This window comes from Paenibacillus sp. AN1007 (genome assembly GCF_040702995.1).
Taxonomy (GTDB): Bacteria; Bacillota; Bacilli; order Paenibacillales; family Paenibacillaceae; genus Paenibacillus.
On record NZ_CP159992.1, the window covers coordinates 1,294,440 to 1,311,788 of the forward strand.

Annotated in this window: 17 protein-coding genes and 1 pseudogene; 14 read left to right on the forward strand and 4 right to left on the reverse strand. The window is 45.9% G+C overall.

What is annotated here, in order from left to right:
• Positions 1-14: 14 nt before the first annotated feature.
• The 6 genes from ABXS70_RS05960 to thiI all read left to right on the forward strand — a co-directional run bounded on the left by ABXS70_RS05960 (position 15) and on the right by thiI (position 5,026).
• Positions 15-521 carry a YpuI family protein gene (locus ABXS70_RS05960; protein ID WP_342552086.1) on the forward strand — a complete coding sequence of 169 codons (507 nt, stop codon included), beginning with the start codon at positions 15-17 and terminating at the stop codon, positions 519-521.
• Between the two features lie 248 nt (positions 522-769).
• Positions 770-988, forward strand: coding sequence for a DUF1540 domain-containing protein (locus tag ABXS70_RS05965; RefSeq protein ID WP_110897971.1), 219 nt, complete (start codon positions 770-772; stop codon positions 986-988).
• Between the two features lie 64 nt (positions 989-1,052).
• Positions 1,053-1,442 (forward strand): hypothetical protein, encoded by a 390-nt coding sequence (locus ABXS70_RS05970; protein WP_342556402.1) that lies wholly within the window; start codon positions 1,053-1,055, stop codon positions 1,440-1,442.
• A gap of 219 nt (positions 1,443-1,661) precedes the next feature.
• Entirely contained in the window at positions 1,662-2,408 is a 747-nt protein-coding gene (locus tag ABXS70_RS05975) for a lytic transglycosylase domain-containing protein (RefSeq protein WP_366294712.1), read from the forward strand.
• A gap of 219 nt (positions 2,409-2,627) precedes the next feature.
• A complete protein-coding gene (locus ABXS70_RS05980) occupies positions 2,628-3,776 on the forward strand; it encodes a cysteine desulfurase family protein (RefSeq protein WP_366294715.1) in 1,149 nt (382 codons plus the stop codon).
• 8 nt (positions 3,777-3,784) lie between these two features.
• Positions 3,785-5,026, forward strand: coding sequence for a tRNA uracil 4-sulfurtransferase ThiI (gene thiI, locus ABXS70_RS05985; RefSeq protein ID WP_366296557.1), 1,242 nt, complete (start codon positions 3,785-3,787; stop codon positions 5,024-5,026).
• A 142-nt stretch (positions 5,027-5,168) separates the two neighbouring features.
• On the opposite strand, the pseudogene ABXS70_RS05990 reads toward thiI, so the two are convergent.
• Positions 5,169-5,869: pseudogene (locus ABXS70_RS05990) on the reverse strand (TerC family protein).
• A gap of 88 nt (positions 5,870-5,957) precedes the next feature.
• Between ABXS70_RS05990 and ABXS70_RS05995 the strand changes: the two are divergent.
• From ABXS70_RS05995 to ABXS70_RS06020, 6 genes are all read left to right on the forward strand, one after another.
• Positions 5,958-6,617, forward strand: a complete 660-nt coding sequence (locus ABXS70_RS05995) for a TerC family protein (protein WP_366294718.1) — start codon at positions 5,958-5,960, stop codon at positions 6,615-6,617.
• A 385-nt stretch (positions 6,618-7,002) separates the two neighbouring features.
• Positions 7,003-7,497 (forward strand): hypothetical protein, encoded by a 495-nt coding sequence (locus ABXS70_RS06000; protein WP_366294721.1) that lies wholly within the window; start codon positions 7,003-7,005, stop codon positions 7,495-7,497.
• A 188-nt stretch (positions 7,498-7,685) separates the two neighbouring features.
• Positions 7,686-9,533, forward strand: coding sequence for a translational GTPase TypA (gene typA / locus ABXS70_RS06005; RefSeq protein ID WP_342552080.1), 1,848 nt, complete (start codon positions 7,686-7,688; stop codon positions 9,531-9,533).
• Positions 9,534-9,844: 311 nt separating this feature from the next.
• Complete coding sequence (locus ABXS70_RS06010; RefSeq protein ID WP_342552079.1) at positions 9,845-10,141, forward strand: YlaH-like family protein; 297 nt, start codon at positions 9,845-9,847, stop codon at positions 10,139-10,141.
• A gap of 92 nt (positions 10,142-10,233) precedes the next feature.
• Positions 10,234-11,295: an LCP family protein gene (locus ABXS70_RS06015; RefSeq protein WP_366294725.1), complete on the forward strand. Its 1,062-nt coding sequence runs from the start codon at positions 10,234-10,236 to the stop codon at positions 11,293-11,295.
• 96 nt (positions 11,296-11,391) lie between these two features.
• Positions 11,392-11,844, forward strand: a complete 453-nt coding sequence (locus tag ABXS70_RS06020) for a pyridoxamine 5'-phosphate oxidase family protein (RefSeq protein WP_366294728.1) — start codon at positions 11,392-11,394, stop codon at positions 11,842-11,844.
• A gap of 7 nt (positions 11,845-11,851) precedes the next feature.
• Here the strand turns inward: ABXS70_RS06020 and ABXS70_RS06025 are convergent, their stop codons facing one another.
• The gene (locus ABXS70_RS06025; protein ID WP_366294731.1) at positions 11,852-12,508 is read right to left on the reverse strand and encodes a YhcN/YlaJ family sporulation lipoprotein; all 657 of its coding nucleotides are present in this window, start codon (positions 12,506-12,508) and stop codon (positions 11,852-11,854) included.
• A 228-nt stretch (positions 12,509-12,736) separates the two neighbouring features.
• Between ABXS70_RS06025 and ABXS70_RS06030 the strand changes: the two genes are divergently transcribed.
• Both ABXS70_RS06030 and ABXS70_RS06035 read left to right on the forward strand, forming a co-directional pair.
• Positions 12,737-14,071 (forward strand): PhoH family protein, encoded by a 1,335-nt coding sequence (locus ABXS70_RS06030; RefSeq protein ID WP_342552075.1) that lies wholly within the window; start codon positions 12,737-12,739, stop codon positions 14,069-14,071.
• Positions 14,072-14,315: 244 nt separating this feature from the next.
• Positions 14,316-15,590: an ABC transporter substrate-binding protein gene (locus ABXS70_RS06035; protein WP_366294735.1), complete on the forward strand. Its 1,275-nt coding sequence runs from the start codon at positions 14,316-14,318 to the stop codon at positions 15,588-15,590.
• On the opposite strand, the gene ABXS70_RS06040 is transcribed toward ABXS70_RS06035, so the two are convergent.
• The gene (locus tag ABXS70_RS06040) at positions 15,587-16,666 is read right to left on the reverse strand and encodes a hypothetical protein (protein ID WP_366294738.1); all 1,080 of its coding nucleotides are present in this window, start codon (positions 16,664-16,666) and stop codon (positions 15,587-15,589) included. The genes ABXS70_RS06035 and ABXS70_RS06040 overlap by 4 nt on opposite strands.
• 179 nt (positions 16,667-16,845) lie before the next feature.
• Positions 16,846-17,082 carry a DUF2626 domain-containing protein gene (locus ABXS70_RS06045; RefSeq protein WP_342552072.1) on the reverse strand — a complete coding sequence of 79 codons (237 nt, stop codon included), beginning with the start codon at positions 17,080-17,082 and terminating at the stop codon, positions 16,846-16,848.
• Positions 17,083-17,349: the final 267 nt, after the last annotated feature.

The following is a 17,349-nucleotide window of genomic DNA, read 5'->3' on the forward strand; positions in this document are numbered from 1 at the left end:
GGGGAGCTACCTTTATGTCAGCAGCCAATGTACAAAAAACATGTGAGTCAACCAGGGAAAAGTTAAAACCGGCGATCGATCGGATCGAAAAGTTTTTGAATGAAAATGCTTTGCCTGAACTGGATCAAAACCAGACGGAGGAATCAACTGCCTTCTACAAAGGATTTCTTTCAGATCTCCGTCATTTGCTCGTTTTTTCTGAAGTTTCTTACGAAAAACTTGGCGTTGTGCTGCGTCGTGCCAACTTTGATGTTGAATTTGCCGAAAAGGCTCTTTATAATACGTATCACCAAAGTGTAAACAGCTTTTTCTATCCAAAGAACGAATGTTACTCTGAGGACGGAAGATATGCTTACACTGGTCAGGATGCTATTCGTTTCCGTGACAAACCGATTCGAGCAGTGCGCGACGTTATTCTTGAAATTTCCAAAACGTATGAAGAGTTACGCGACGATCTGGCATACTACGAGAGTGACTACCTGACTCAGCGCCGTATGCAAAAAGAGCGGAATCACGCTTAGTTTTGCTTTGAACCGATAAGCTGAACTGTTTGATCATTCTTGGCTTATGAAATGAACTTAAATTTTCATTTAAATGATTACCAATTACCATAACTGTAAGATGAAACCGCCCTCGTGGCGGTTTTTTTGTGCGGGTTTGAATAAACAGACCACGAGTGACTGTGCTTTCCTGCATGTTATCATCTGGCATTTAACCGAAGAATATCGGATTTATCAAGGGGAAACAATAGATGTCGAGGTGATAAAAAATGAGCCATGACAAACCAATTGTCAAATGCAGCGTCTCCAACTGTCATTTTTGGGGAGAAAATAACTTTTGCCAGGCCGATGCCATCATGATTGACATTGACCAGCATGCTACCCGTCGTCTGCATGAAGAATTTGCCGGAGAGACATTTGATTCCGATCATCACGATCATGCACGTACCTCTTCAGCCACTTGCTGCCACACATTCAAACCCAAGTAAGCAGTCATCCACTTAATAACGGAGGTGCTTTCACGTGAAGAATGATGATCTTAAAGACAATGGTCTGGACCGTTATAACACGGAAGCGAAGGATACCCATCAACGTCAACGTGTGGATTATCCAAGAAAAGCGTATCGCGAGGAATACGGGGCAGAGATGGCACCACCATCTGCAGTGCGGACCGGGGACAGAGAACGTGTACGTACCGAGAAGGCACCTGTGAAACATGAGGCAGATCGTGTGATGGAGTCAACAGGCCGTGCTGCAGGTTATATGGGACTTGCTTTTGGGATCGCATCCTTGTTTATGTGGTCCATCGTGCTTGGCCCGGCTGCGGCCGTGCTTGGTTATTATGCTTATGTTAACGGTCGTAAAACGGCAGGAGCGTGGTCCATCGGACTAGGGATCGTCGCTACTCTGAGCTACTTTTTTATGATTCCTTTTGCACGTTAAAAAGCGAAATATCTCCTTTGGGTCTACCGATGTTCTCTTCGATCCTGAGAAAATCAGGCCTTCCGCATTCACCCACGTGGTGAATGCGGAAGGTTTTTTCGCATTGACGCATAATTAAACATCTAATCTGCTATTTTTTATGAAAATGATGGAACCTGCTTGTAAAACATTGTAGAATAAAGTCATCAAGTTTGAATGAAACGGGAGTGAATACAGCACATGCAGATTGATCCACGCAGTTCACGGCAGTTACTGGAGCTGCAGTTGTCCAATATCAATAACCAATCGAGCGGATCAGCTGTACAAGCTGGCTCGACGACTGATTTTTCAGATGTAATGGATGGGCTGCTGGAGACAGATTCTCATGATCAGAACCATGCACAGAATCAGGCTCCGATCTCCAAAAGATCGAATGACGGGTTGCTGTGGCTTCAGCTCGGAAGTACTTACAGTCCAGATGCGAACACGATTAGCTCATCCAGAGCAGACAGTCTGGAATCTCTGCCAGCTCTGTCCGGAACAGGACAGGCTGATTCCGGTAAATCCGTACCTACGGATTTCGAAACGCTGATCTCACAGGCCAGTATTAAATATGGAGTTCCCGAGTCGCTGATCAAGGCGGTCATCGATACGGAATCAGGCTTTAACCCGAGTGTAGTCTCTTCGGCAGGTGCCAAGGGCCTTATGCAGTTAATGGATGGTACGGCAGCTGGACTTGGAGTAAGCGACTCTTTCGATCCGGGTCAAAATATTGATGCAGGAACCAAATATTTATCGCTGCAGCTCCAGCGTTTTGGAGGACAGGAAAAAATGGCTTTGGCAGCTTATAATGCCGGACCAGGACGGGTAAACAGACTTGGTGTTACGGACGATGATGAACTGATGAGCAAGCTTCACCTGTTACCCGTTGAAACACAGAACTATATTACCAAAGTGGAGCGGGCCCGTTCCAAATATATGATTTAAAGTAAGCAGCACTGACTCTTCAGGCTGTCTTGTCATCGGGTGAGTATACAGATTATGTACAGCTTAACCGATCAAGTCGGGCAGAAAGGATCCAATGCAGGAAGGCAGGTCTTCTATACGATCTGCTCCTGGTTGGTCTTTTTGTGTTGTACAGAGATCGTGGTACAATGCTCACTGTAGATGTTAATGAACGAAATGATAAGGAAGGTGTACCCCCTTGTGAAATATTTTGATTATGCGGCAGCGACACCTCCGTATCCGGACGTGATTCGCACAATGTCAGAGATTATGGAAACCCAGTTCGGCAATGCTTCGTCCATTCATGGATATGGTGAACGTGCGGATCAGCTGCTTCGCCGGGCACGTGCGGCCTGCGCTGCTGCAGTAGGTGTCAAGGCAGATGAGATCATATTTACTTCCGGGGCAACGGAGAGCAATAATCTTGCCATTAAGGGGGCGGCTCTCCGGTACTGCTCACGAGGAAAACATATTATAACTACGGCAGCTGAGCATGCATCAGTCTATGAGAGTGTACTTCAGCTGCAGCAGTGGGGGTGGGATGTCACTTTTCTCCCAGTTGATTCGAGAGGTGTTGTTACTGCTGACCAAGTCATGAGTGCCGTCCGTTCGGATACTGTGCTTGTCAGCCTGATGCATGTGAACAACGAGACAGGAGCGATTCATCCGCTGGAGGAGATTGGCAGCATCCTCAAAAAAAATGCGCCGCGTATCCTTTTTCATGTGGATGGTGTGCAGGGATTCGGAAAATTGCAGGCCGCACCGACTCAGTGGAAAGCAGATCTGTACAGCTTGTCTGCGCATAAGATTCGGGGACCGAAAGGTGCCGGACTTCTGTATGTCAGAAGCGGTATAGAGCTTACTCCGCTTCTGTCAGGGGGGGCGCAGGAACATGGGCTCAGAGCAGGGACAGAAAATATGGCTCTGATTGTCGGCATGGCCAAGGCTATGCGAATCGCAGCGGAGGGGCAGGTCGAGTTTTCAAAACGCATAAGCGTGCTCCGAGACCGTGTTATGGATGCGATCGCTGCCATTCCAGAGCTCCAGCTTAACAGTACGAAAGAAGGGGCACCGCATATTGTACATTTCTCCTATCCTGGTATGAAGGCCGAAGCAGCACTGCATACACTGGAACAGCTTGGATGCACGGTGTCGACCCAGTCCGCATGCTCCTCGCGTTCGGCAGAGCCAAGTCGGGTGCTGCTTGCCATGGGAAGAGATGCAGCCTGCGCTGCTGGAGGACTGCGCATTAGTTTCGGTGATGAACATACTGAAGAGGATGCAGCTGTGCTGGAAAAGGCGCTGCATCAGATGGTGGCTCAGCTGCGGCCACTCGAAAGGCGGATGTAAATTAAATGTTGAATTATGATATGCTGCTTCTCCGTTTTGGAGAGTTTATGTTAAAAGGGAAAAACCGTTCACGTTTTGAAAAAACGATAATCACTCAAGTAAAAGCGCTGCTTAAACCTTTTCCAGGAGCAAGCCTGCGTAAAGAATATGGCCGGGTATATGTGGATCTGGGCGGCGAATCTCATACCAAGCTCATTCCCGTGTTAAAGCGTGTATTTGGTGTGATGTCAATTAGTCCCGTTAAAGTCACGCCGTCCGAAATAGACGAGATTGTACAAACGGCGGTTGCGTTCATGGATGAACGTGCTGAAGAATTCGGGGAAGTCACAACCTTTAAGGTGAATGCACGGCGGGTATGGAAGGCATTCCCCCATTCTTCTCATGAAACCAATCATATGGTCGGTTCACCCATCCTGCGCAAGTTTCAGCAGCTGAAGGTGGATGTACGTAATCCGGATATCGAACTGCGCGTAGAAATCCGCGAACAGGGCACGTATATTTTCAGTGAAGTTATTCCTGCCGCAGGCGGATTCCCGCTCGGAACGAATGGCAAAGCTATGGTTCTTCTTTCTGGCGGCATAGACAGTCCTGTAGCGGCCTGGTCCTCTATGCGCCGTGGACTGGAAGTAGAGTGTGTGCATTTCTACAGTTATCCATTTACAAGCCAGCGGGCGAAGGAAAAGGTGATTGATTTGGCTCGTGCTCTTGCAGATCATGCGGGTACAATCAAATTACATCTTGTTCCGTTTACGGAGATTCAGACAGCATTCACGCAGCTCGGGCAGGATAATCTCATCATTACTCTAATGAGGCGTTCCATGCTGCGAATTGCGACCCTATTGGCAGAACGCGAACGTGCTCTTGCGCTGATCACCGGAGATAGTCTGGGCCAGGTCGCGAGCCAGACCCTTCCAAGCATGAACGTCATCGGAAGGGCCACGGACCTGCCGATCCTCAGACCACTGGTCATGATGGACAAGCAGGAAATTATCTCACTTTCCAAACAAATTGGTACGTATGATATTTCCATTCTGCCTTATGAAGATTGCTGTACATTGTTTGTTCCCAAATCCCCATCGACCAATCCGAATCTTCGGATCGTGGACAAAATTGAAGCGACGATGAGTCAGCTGCCGGAATGGCTGAAGAAGGCGGTAGAACAGACCGAAACAATCACCCTGCATGCTGGAGAGACTTCCATACTGGCGGGACAATCGGAGGAAAGTGGGATCAAGGACGACTGGTTCTAAACTGCGGTATCGCAGGTAGACATAACAAATGAAATGTTAATAAAACACAAAAACAGGACGGACCGATGAAATCATCGGTCCGTCCTGTTTTGTTTTGTCTGGATATTTCAAATGTTTAGATAAGCTGCATCCCAAGCTTGTCTTAGGAATAGGAGCGCTGTCGTTCATGTCGAGCTTTACTGCTTGAAGTACGTTTGCGGTAACCGGCAAACACTACGCCGCCAATAACCAAAACGATAAACAGGATGCGCAGTACAGGATGCTCGGTGAAAAACGGCATGATTCGTTTCTCTTCCGTAATCATATTTGAGGCGGTATAACCTAGTACGATCGCGCCAACATAGATGATCCAGGGAAAGCGATTAATCAATTTGATAAACAAGGTGCTGCCCCAAACGATAATGGGAACACTGATCAACAATCCGAGGATGACAAGAACCAGATGCTGCTGGGCAGCCCCAGCAACGGCAATCACGTTATCGAGCCCCATGGCCGCATCCGCGATGATAATCGTACGGACAGCGGTCCAGAGTGAGGTTCCTGCCTGAATGTCGTCGTGCTCATCCCCCTGATCCGCCAGCAGTTTGTAGGCAATCCAGATGAGAAGCAGCCCCCCACGAGCAGAAGCCAAGGTACTTTGAGCAGCCATAATACAACGACGGTAGCCGCAATTCGAATGAGAAGGGCACCGCCCGTGCCGTACAGAATGGCTTTTTTTTGTACGGAAGGGTGCAAATTTCTGGCTGCAAGACCAATAACGATCGCATTGTCGCCAGCCAGGATGAGATCAATAAAGACAACGTTCAACAAAGCCAGCCAGAATGCAGGACTAAACAGCTCCATGGCGATATGTCACTCCCTATATATTCTTCGATCACTAAGAATAGCATGTACATCTCTTACATACAAGTTAGAGTGGGGGGATGAGAACATGGATACACTGTGGCTGTTAACACAAATTTTAATGATTAATCTGGTGCTGAGTGGAGATAACGCGGTTGTCATTGCACTGGCGAGTAAAGATTTACCTCCGGCGCAGCGTAAAAAGGCCGTATGGTGGGGCGCATTCGGCGCCGTGCTGTTACGCTGTGTACTTACTTTTGCAGCTGTATTACTGCTGGGCATTCCATTCATTCAGGCAGCCGGCGGACTTTTATTGTTCTGGATTGCGCTGAAACTGCTGCTTCAAAACGATGATGAAGTACATATTCGCAATGCGTCGACAACATGGAAAGCGGTCCAAACGATTCTGGTTGCCGATTTTGTAATGAGTCTGGATAATGTATTGGCTATAGCGGCTTTAGCGGATGGCGATCTGGCTTTGATTGTCATTGGCATTGCGATCAGCATTCCTATCGTTGTATGGGGAAGTGGAATCATTGTCGATCTGCTGAAACGGTTTCCTGTTCTGGTGTATGCTGGATCAGGTATACTGGCCTTCACCGCCGGTGAGATGTTGATGAAGGACCCCAAGCTTGGAGAATGGTTGGGAGGCATGGCAGCGGAAGCACATGCGATGCTGCCTGCGGCTATGGCCTGTCTGGTTATGGCAGCAGGGGGAGCCCACAGATTTGTTCGCCGCAATACGTAGGCACTACTCGTGAAGAAAAAGGCAGTATTAAAAATAATCCCTAGGTGACATTTAACAAAGGTTCCTGAGGGGCTAAAGTGAACGTTCAAACCAATAGGTGGGGACGTTTATTTTTTTGTATGTAAAAGGATTTTTTGAGTAATGCTGCTGCATAAAATTATATCTGGTGACACTTAGGGGAATACAAAATATTGTCGAGAATTGCGTTCATTCTAGTACCGTTTAGATCCTTTCATTTTCGACATCAAGTATAGTTTTTTGTGGAAACATCAGATACACTAGAAACATAAGATGAAGCTTGTTTGGCAGTTAAAAGATGTCTTTAGTCTGGAGTGCAGCAGAGCTTGAAAATTACATAGTTTAATCAAAACAAGGGGGGAAACAGATGAAAAATGAAAAAGCAATCGGATTGTTTATTATAGCAGCCGGCTTGGTTATTTTACTTGGTAAATTAGGGGTGTTTGGATTCATTGGCCGAAATTTCTGGCCGCTGCTGCTCCTGCTGCCGGGGATTGCCCTTTATGTGCTGTTCTATGCACGATTGACACCGTCCTGGTCTTTAGTACCTGCTGGAATACTTACGGTGTATGGTGTGCTGTTCAGCATAACGAACATAGGGGGGGCTGGACTGATGAGCAATCTGTGGCCCGTTCTTTTACTCGGTATTGCTGCCGGGCTGATTGGGTACAGCATGGTTGAACGGCACAAACCTGAATACGTTTATCCTGCGGCACTCATCTTCGGGGCAGGATCCATCGTATTATTAGCTTTTACGCTGCTCCAAACAGGTATCATCTATGTGCTTGCAGTCCTGCTTATTCTGGGGGGAATCTGGTTACTCATTGGCCGAGGACGTACAGGCCGGGGCAGGGGATGGTAAACATCTCCGCTCCTAAAATGTGCAGTTGCGAGCGAAATATCTTGATTTTTACCTATGATAAACTATAATATAATGGATATAGACATGCGTCGGGTTATCACCGACGCTTATTTTGGTGAGTTAACCTGCGATTTTGTGGGAAGTTTAGTAGATAAGAATTGAAATTGGAAAGGATATGGATACAAACCATGCATTCAAGAGAACACATTCGCAATATTGCGATTATTGCCCACGTCGACCACGGGAAAACTACACTCGTCGACAAGCTGCTCCAACAATCCGGTACATTCCGTGATCACGAAACGGTACAGGAGCGTGCAATGGACTCCAACGATCTGGAGCGTGAACGCGGTATTACGATTTTGGCTAAAAACACAGCTATAACTTATAAAGACTACCTGATTAACATTGTGGATACACCAGGACACGCCGACTTCGGTGGAGAAGTGGAACGGATCATGAAAATGGTTGATGGCGTGCTGCTCGTCGTTGATGCTTATGAAGGCTGTATGCCGCAAACCAAGTTTGTACTTCGTAAAGCATTGGAGCACAACCTGACTCCGATCGTTGTTGTAAACAAAATTGACCGTCCAGCAGCTCGTCCTGCTGAGGTTATCGATGAAGTACTTGACCTGTTTATTGAACTAGGTGCCAACGATCAACAACTTGAATTCCCAGTTGTATATGCTTCTGCATTGAACGGAACGTCCAGCATGGAAGATGATCCTGCCAAACAGGATGACAACATGATGGCGATCTATGATACCATTATAAGTCACATTCCTCACCCAACAGAAAATGTTGAAGAGCCGCTCCAATTCCTCGTTACCCTGATGGACTATAACGAATACCTCGGTCGTATCGCAATCGGTCGTGTAAATCGTGGTGTAATTCGTCAAGGCCAATCCGTTACCGTCATTATGCGTGATGGCAAAAGCAAAACCGCACGTATTGAGAAGCTGTTTGGTTTCCAAGGTCTGAAACGTGTCGAGACCGAACAAGCCGGAGCTGGCGATATCGTTGCAATTGCTGGTATTAAAGACATCAATATCGGTGAAACGATCGCTGATCCTAATAATCCTGAAGCTCTGCCAGTCCTGAAAATTGATGAGCCAACACTGCAGATGACATTCCTCGTAAACAACAGTCCATTCGCGGGCCGCGAAGGTAAATGGGTAACATCCCGTAAACTGCGCGAGCGTTTGTTGAAAGAATTGGAAACTGACGTATCCCTTCGTGTTGAAGAAACAGAGAGCCCTGACGCATTTATCGTTTCCGGACGTGGTGAGCTTCACCTCGGTATCCTGATTGAAAATATGCGTCGTGAAGGATATGAGCTTCAAGTATCCAAACCAGAAGTTATCATCAAAGAAATTGATGGTAAGAAAATGGAGCCAGTTGAGCGCTTGTTGATTGATATCCCTGAAGAAAGCATGGGTTCCGTAATGGAGAGCCTGGGCGCACGTAAAGCAGAGATGGTTAACATGGTCAACAATGGCAGCGGTCAAGTCCGTCTGGAATTCCTGATTCCTGCACGTGGTCTGATTGGATACAGCACCAACTTCCTGACGTTGACTCGTGGTTATGGGGTAATGAACCATGCATTTGACAGCTACGCTCCAGTCGTATCCGGTCAAGTGGGTGGACGTCACCAAGGTGTACTGATCTCAACTGAAACAGGTACATCTACATTCTACGGAATGATGGGTGTTGAAGATCGTGGTACGCTCTTCCTTGAGCCAGGAACAGAAATTTACGAAGGTATGATTGTTGGTGAGCATACACGTGACAATGATATCGTTGTTAACATCTGCAAAGAAAAACAACTGACTAACGTCCGTTCTTCAGGTAAAGATGATACGGTTAAAATTAAAACTCCGATTATCTTTTCTTTGGAACAGGCGCTTGAATATTTGAATGATGATGAGTACTGCGAAATCACGCCGAAATCCATTCGTCTTCGTAAGAAGATCCTGAACAAATCCGAGCGTGAGCGTGCAGAAAAACAACGCAAAATGGCTCAAAATAACGCGTAATACCCACTACCCTAAGAGGTACAAAAGTCAATGTTTGAGGGGACATCATTGTACGATTGAATGATTCCTGCCTTTCGCCACAGGTAGTGGAGGGAGCGGAATCGATTCTGAAGAAGCGAAGCGCTCGCCTTTGTCACCTAATTTCAACACTTGATAGAGTGTTCAAAGAAATTCGGGGACAACAGCGATCGAAAGAACGATCCGAACCCGGAACGGTCGAACGAGCGACGAAGAATCTCATGGCGCAGCAGTGAGGTCCAATCAATGAATTGATTTTTGTACAGCATGATCATGAAAGGAGATGCCTTAACATGCAAGCATGGTTTGCATCACACCCGATCATCGCCTATATCGTCATCTTTGTGCTGATTACTTACGTGTATAATAAGGTCTTTCGGGTTCGTCAGAAACTGCCCCTTGGTAAGGAAATTGTGCTGTATATATTGATGGCGATGGGCACGTTCATGCTTCTTATTTTTCAGATCGACAAGCTGCCTATCATTCAATGTCTGCTGGTAGCTGTAGGACTGATGCTGTTAGTGCGCGTGCGTTATTTCGTTGAAGGTCGTCAGAAGAAAAAAGCGGAAGCTGCCGCTCGAAATTCATAAATGCTGTCTATGCATGAACACATCCGTTTTCCCTAGGGAAAGCGGTTGTGTTTTATATAGACCAAAACAGATGTGATAAAGGTGTTGAGCTTATGAACGCAAATTCAAACGGACTTCCTCCACGGAGACAAGCTCCGAATTCATCCGGCACTTCAGGGAAGAAAAGCAGTAATGGGAAGCCGCCGAAGAAGAAGAAGCGTATGCGTGGATTCGTCAGGGTGTTTCTCAGTTTAATGGTAATTGGCATTTTGACGGGTGCGGGGTACTTGTACTGGATTTATAATCAGGTCGCAAACACGGGAATCGATAAACCGGTTCCTCCAGGGATGTCAGCGACGACAAAACCACTTACGATGCTGCTGCTGGGCACCGATAATCGTCCGGAAACAGGTACGTTTCTATCAGATGTTGTGATGGTGGCTGCACTGAACCCAAATACGAAGACAGCAACGGTAGTATCATTGCCGCGCGACACACGTATTCAGCTTGATGGTTACAAGTCCAACAAACTCAATGCGTATTATCCAAGATTTAAAACGCAGGAGAAGACCTCTGGCAAAAAGGCAGAGGACCAGATGAAGGACATGATGGGCAAATACTTGGGCGTGGATATTAACTATACAACTGTACTGAATTTTCAGGCTTTTCGTGATGCGGTGAATGCCGTGGGCGGAGTGGATGTCACGGTGGATAAAAATATGTGTTACCGCGATACAGCCGACAACACGGACATCAATCTGAAAGCAGGACCGCAGCGGCTGGATGGGAAAGAGGCACTTGATTTTGTTCGCTATCGGAAGTCCAATTGTAAACCGAAAACGGCGGAGTCGAATGATTTTGATCGAAACAAGCGGCAGAATCAGGTGATGAATGCCATGCTGGATCAGATGAAATCGCTTGGGGGAATAACCAAGATCGGGAAAGTGATCAGCGCGGTAGATAAAAACATGACAACAGATGTGGAATCCGAGCAGATGAAAAACTTTATATCTACCTATTGGAACATCTCAACATCGGATGTACACTTTACTCCCGTTACTGGCGAGTGGAGAAGTCCTTATGTATATATTAATGAGACCGAACTTGCAAATGCCAAGCAGGCACTCCAAGACACGCTTGCAGGCAAAGTGCCTGCCGCGTCACCAGCACAATAGAAGCATCTTTGGGGGATTGGAAGCGCAGATCACAGTATGTTATAATGGCATCAATCAAGAACAGAATGGCATAAAGAAGGTCAGGGGGCTGGTTGAATGTCCGAAGCCGTCACACAATTAACAGAAACTCTTTTACAGCAGTTCAAAGACGAGACCTTTGTGCTTCTGAACACCATTGATGCAGAATCTGGAGGGCCAACTTCAACAGCGATCTCCTGGATCTATGCTGAAAATGCGTCTACTTTCCGTTTGGCGATTGATCATCGATCCCGTCTCGTCAGTAACATGATGCACAATCCGCTCATTACGATTACCGTATTTGGCGAAGAAATGGTGTATGCAGTCAATGGACGTGCTTCGGTACGGCAGGATCCGCTGCAGGGTGTGCCTTTTAATATGTGCTGTTTCGACATTACGATTGAAGCGGTGAGGAATGCCCTTTTTTATGGGGCTCAGCTGTCCTCTGTGCCTCAATTTGTCAAAATATATGATCAGCGTGCTGCGGAGAAGCTTGATGAGCAGGTCTTTGCAGCCATGAAAAAAGCCTAGTGAGAGATCACTGGGCTTTTTGTTGTCTTTTTTCTGATGTGTGCTGCTGCATGTATTGGTCCTGTGCAGGTTCATCGGGGTTTTGACGAACTTTGACGTCTTTTGGAAGCTGCGGAATGATTCTGCCTACCATATCGGCCAGTTCTGAAGCGAAACCTGAAATCGGATGTCCTTTGCGGATATGTTCACCAATCTCTTTAATTCGTTCGGAGACATCCGCATCAGCGGTTACGATAGAATCTACACCTTCAGGGTCTTTACGCAGCGCTTCTGCAACTGCATATTTAATCGTGCCAACACGTGCTCGTTCGAGATCACCATCAACATCGATGCCTACGACAGCTGTATTTCCGAGTATGACACAATTGGCATCCTGTACTCCTTCAACTTGCTTGGCTAGGGCTTTAAGATGACTCACTCGTTTTTCATTGCTCATTGGGCCTGTTCCGGAATCCTCGGCGACATTAAGATCGTGAACTTCACCTGTATTTTCATTAAAGCTGTCCAGACGAGAAGGATTTATTTGATCTTCCTGCTGTGTTGTTATATTTCCTCCGTAACTTCTTGGATGCATTTGATGCGGCTCCTGTGAGGCATTACGTGTAGAAGTATTACAGCCTGTAAGTACACAGATTAGAAGCAGCGTGCATATCCCCATTTTCATAAATGTTCATCCTTTCTTGGAGTTTTTCAGAATGGTTGACAATTATTTTGCCCTAGTCGAATACATTTATGTATGGGAGCATGATTGTCCATGCCGCTGCTGAAGTTCACACGATCAAGATGAACTCGGGATTGAAGGGAAACGGAAGGCTCGCACGGAGCACCTTCTTCCATCCCGAGAACACGTTCCAGCCCATGCCTTTAACGACGCCGCTTTGGAGGGGATTGAATGAAAAAGATTTTTGTATTGGATACCAACGTGCTTCTGCATGACCCCAATGCCATATTTGCCTTTGAAGAACATGAGGTAATCATTCCCGCGGTTGTACTGGAGGAGATTGACTCCAAAAAAAGAAATGCCGATGAGATCGGCCGTAATGCACGCAATGTGTCCAGGCTGCTGGATGGACTTAGAGAACTAGGCCATCTGCACAGCGGTGTACCTCTTGCGAATGGAGGCAATCTAAAAGTTGAGCTTAATCACCGCAGCTTTGTGAAAGTTCAGGAAATGTTCGGGGAAGTGTCCAATGACAATCGAATCTTGGCCGTCGCGCTGAATTATCAGATTGAAGAGAATGAAAAAGAAGTGGTAGAACGGCAGGTCGTTCTTGTCAGCAAGGATGTTCTGGTACGAATTAAAGCGGACGTACTCGGACTGTTTACGCAGGATTACTTATCGGATCGCACGGCAGGACTCAGCGAGATGTATCCAGGTTATACGGCGCTGAAAGTTCACCCGTCAGTGATTGATGAGTTTTACACATATCGTTTCTTACCAATCAAACCGTTACAGCTGTCTTATTCCCTCTACCCGAATGAGTTTGTCATTTTGAAGGATGAGATGGGCACGAACAAATCCGCTTTGCTTAAAGTGAATACGGAAGCCACGAAGCTTGAGCCGCTGTTTCTGAGCAACGATAATGTCTGGGGCATAAGCGCCCGTAATGCACAACAGCGGATGGCGCTGGAACTTTTGCTGAATGACGATATTCCGCTTGTAACGATTACAGGCAAGGCGGGTACGGGAAAAACGCTTCTGGCATTAGCGGCAGGATTGTTAAAAGTGGAGGATGATCACAAATACAAAAAGCTGCTGATTGCTCGGCCTGTTGTGCCGATGGGCAAGGATATCGGGTATCTGCCAGGAGAGAAGGAGGAGAAGCTCCGTCCCTGGATGCAGCCGATCTATGATAATCTTGAGTTTTTATTTGATACGAAAAAAGCTGGAGATATTGATAAAATACTAATGGGCCTAGGCAGTATTCAGGTAGAAGCACTGACATATATCCGTGGAAGATCCATTCCGGGCCAATTTATCATTATCGATGAAGCCCAGAACCTGTCTCGTCACGAGGTTAAAACGATCGTATCCCGTGTAGGGGAAGGTAGTAAAATTATTTTGATGGGTGACCCCGAACAGATTGACCATCCTTATCTCGACTCCGCAAGCAACGGACTGACATATATTGTGGAGCGCTTCAAGCAAGAAGGAATCAGTGGACACATTATGCTCGAAAAAGGGGAGCGTTCCAAGCTGGCACAGCTGGCAGCAGACTTATTATGATAAGCTTTTAACGGTCCTAAGTTGGATTTATTTCCCGGAAAATGTTCTGAACCAGCCGACTCCAAAAGTCGGCTTTTTTTTGCTGAAAAAATAATAATCGGTTGTTAAACAGAACTGGATATGCTCTAAATATGCAAAATACAAGAAAAGTGTTTTTTGGCAGGGTAGGACAAGAGCACTATATATTTGTTACAATAATTGCTGCGGGAAAATATGAAGAAAGTTAGTTGAAGGAGGAGAGTGAATGAAGCGTAGACATCAGGTTGTTTTATTTGCAGTGCTGCTGCTTTCGCTAACGATCCTTTCTCCCAGTTTTGATTTTAGAGGTTCGCAGCATAATGAGGGACGAAATCAAGAGAAAGATACATATCCAGGTACTTCATTCCGCAGCGAAGATACACATGCGCCTCTCAATATCGTGGTGGCTATGTCCAAAAAGGAGTTTGCCGCATTTCAAAAACTTGCAAAAGAAGTGGCAGCCTCCCGCTATATTGAGGTGAATGTTCGGAATGTGAAGCCGGAAGAGTTTAAAGATGTATTAGACGAGGAGTTTTCCTTGGGGGACAACGGAGATATTATTTTACTAGATAGTGAACAGGTTCAGTATTATGCGAGAAAGGGCTATTTGGTTCCTCTTAATGGAACTACACTTTCCAAGTCGCTTGGGGATACGGCTGCTGAACTGCGAGGCATGACAGAATGGAATGGATATCAATGGGGACTGCCCTTTGATTTTGATCCTTATGTATTCGCAGCATCGGCTTCATTACTCAATAAAGCGGGGGTGCAGGGGCTGCCTCAAACCAGACATCAATGGTCCAAGCTGATCAAGACGTCTCAAACAGAAGGCACACCTCTGATTGCGATAAATATAGATGATATTTACGGAGCAGGTGCATGGATGAACTATTTAACGCCAGGCATGAGCCCTGATCAGATATTAAATATATCATCTTCATCACGGGTAATTGAACTTCAAGAGGGGATTAGTCTACTGAACGAGCTTCGACCTCAGATCATGACATTGTCTGCTGATCCTGTGCTGTCAGCTTCAGATTACAAGGTGAAAACCCCAATGTTCGTATCCACATTGTCTCGTATACTTCAAGCAGATGAAACGGCCGAAGGACAGGGGACGTTTAAATCACCTCTTCCTCTCCAATCACTGCAGGCGGTAGAAGCCAGAAGTCTGGTCATTACCTCGGGATCTGTGGAAGTGGATGCGGCAAGTCGGTGGATCGAGGGAATGACTGCTGCTGCTGTCCAGAGAAACTGGCATAAACAAACCAAACGCCTGCCAGCAGGGAAGCAGTGGAATGAACAGGAAGCGAAAAATATGGATGGGCATTATGGTACGGTTCAAAATCAATCCTGGTTCTCTAAAAATTTCAGTCCATTGCAGTGGGCTGAGAGCAGGGTGATAATCTTACGTTTCAAAAAACAGGTACATCAGGTTCTCACAGGAGAAATAAATGCTGCCCAATATGTGAGCAGCATTCAAAAAGCGTATACTCCTTAGAATGAAATAGCCAATTTGACTTCGAGAAAACCTTCGTCCGTCGAAACATCCGTAGCTTTAACAAAGGACAAAATTTTCTGCGGATAAAAGCCAAGATCAAAATCCTTCTCCAGCATGCTGCGCGTTGTATCCGGTAGTTCGAGCTGGTTAAACACCAGCTTATCCACATGGAAGCGAATGGAGTTCTGAGGTTCATTCTCTACTGTGTAATGTCCTTCAATGCTCAGCTGCAGCTGATCACGCTGGCCTGATGCAGTGATTTTATCTTGATCAAAAGTAAAAGCAAAATCTTCAAAGATTTTATTTTGTGAACGTAGAAACGCATTTAATTCATCCTGGCCAATACGAATAGTATAGGTGGTTCCTGTAGTGGATATAGCTCCGTTTTGCTTTTGGATAAAATCTGGCAGCTGCTGCATTGCTGCTGCCAGCGCTTTGAAATAACGTTTCACTTCATATATGCCGATGTTTTCCCAATATAAAGTTAATTCATTCATTAATTTCTGAATAGCCGCTGCGTCACCGCTGGCGGTTATTTGTTTATCCACTTCTTTCTGCAGTGAGGCTACCCTTGCTCGCTGATTTTGCAGGTTATTTTTCATCTCCGTAAGCTCCATGGAGGTTTGGCGAATTTGACTGGAGGTTTGCTGCAGCTGGTCGTAGCGAGTCTGGTACTTGTCCAGAACGGCCTGATCTCTACCTATGATGATCTGATAATAGTCATACAGCACAAATAAATCTTTGAATGATCGAGCTCCAAGAACCGTCATGAGCAGGCTGTCGCGTTCTCCTGTGTAATAGGATCTTACAACAGCTCCGGCCCGGTCTTGCTGGATATGTATTTCCTTTTCCTGCTGCTGCAGCTGGGCGGATAAACTCGTATGCTGTTCGGCCAGTTCCTGCTGTTTCTCTGTGATACGTTCAATTTCATGATCGATCTCAACGATGGATAACGTTTTTTGTAAGATAGCCTGCGTCTCCTCCGGTGAAGATTCTCCATAGACATAGGATGATGCAGACTGTACGAACAATATGATAATTAATATGATGGCAGTTGAGCCATATCGAGACTTCACAAGCATGCTCCTTTCTCTATTCTTTAAAGATGATACAGATTTGTACTCTTTCAGACAATATATGAAATCGATGCGCAAAATATCCTTAGTGGTTACATAACACCATATCTTTATAAGTAATCGAAAATAACAAAAAAGCAACCCGACTATAGCCGGATTGCTTTGATGCTGCTGGCGGATTAGAGCGGCAGTCCCATTTCGAATACAGTCCAGTAGCTGAACCCTGTGAACGTCACAATCATATAACCCCAGAAGAGCAATACATATGTGCGTTCCGTAAACTTCAAGTATCCCAGTAGGACAAAAAACGCAGTCTGCAGGAAGAAAAGTAAGGCCATTTCGACCAAATCTCCCGCAAAAGCCATCAGGCCAATCGCAAGCGTGAAGAACCCGAGTACCCGAAACATGCGTGCCACGGTAAATCCTCCTCTCCTATGTACGTTCATAGATTGTCTACACAACATTATACCGAGAAAGGAAAAACGTGTAAACAAATTTGGGTATGAAAGCGAATTCTTTTTTTATGACTTCCTGATTAATTGTAGGCAGAATTATAACAATTACGTATGAGGGAACCTGAATGTGGAAATACATTTTAGTATGAAAATCAATTCTATGAACTCTATGAGAGGCATAAGAATGAGTAAAGCAAATTTTTATACCTAATTCACATAACGGGTTAC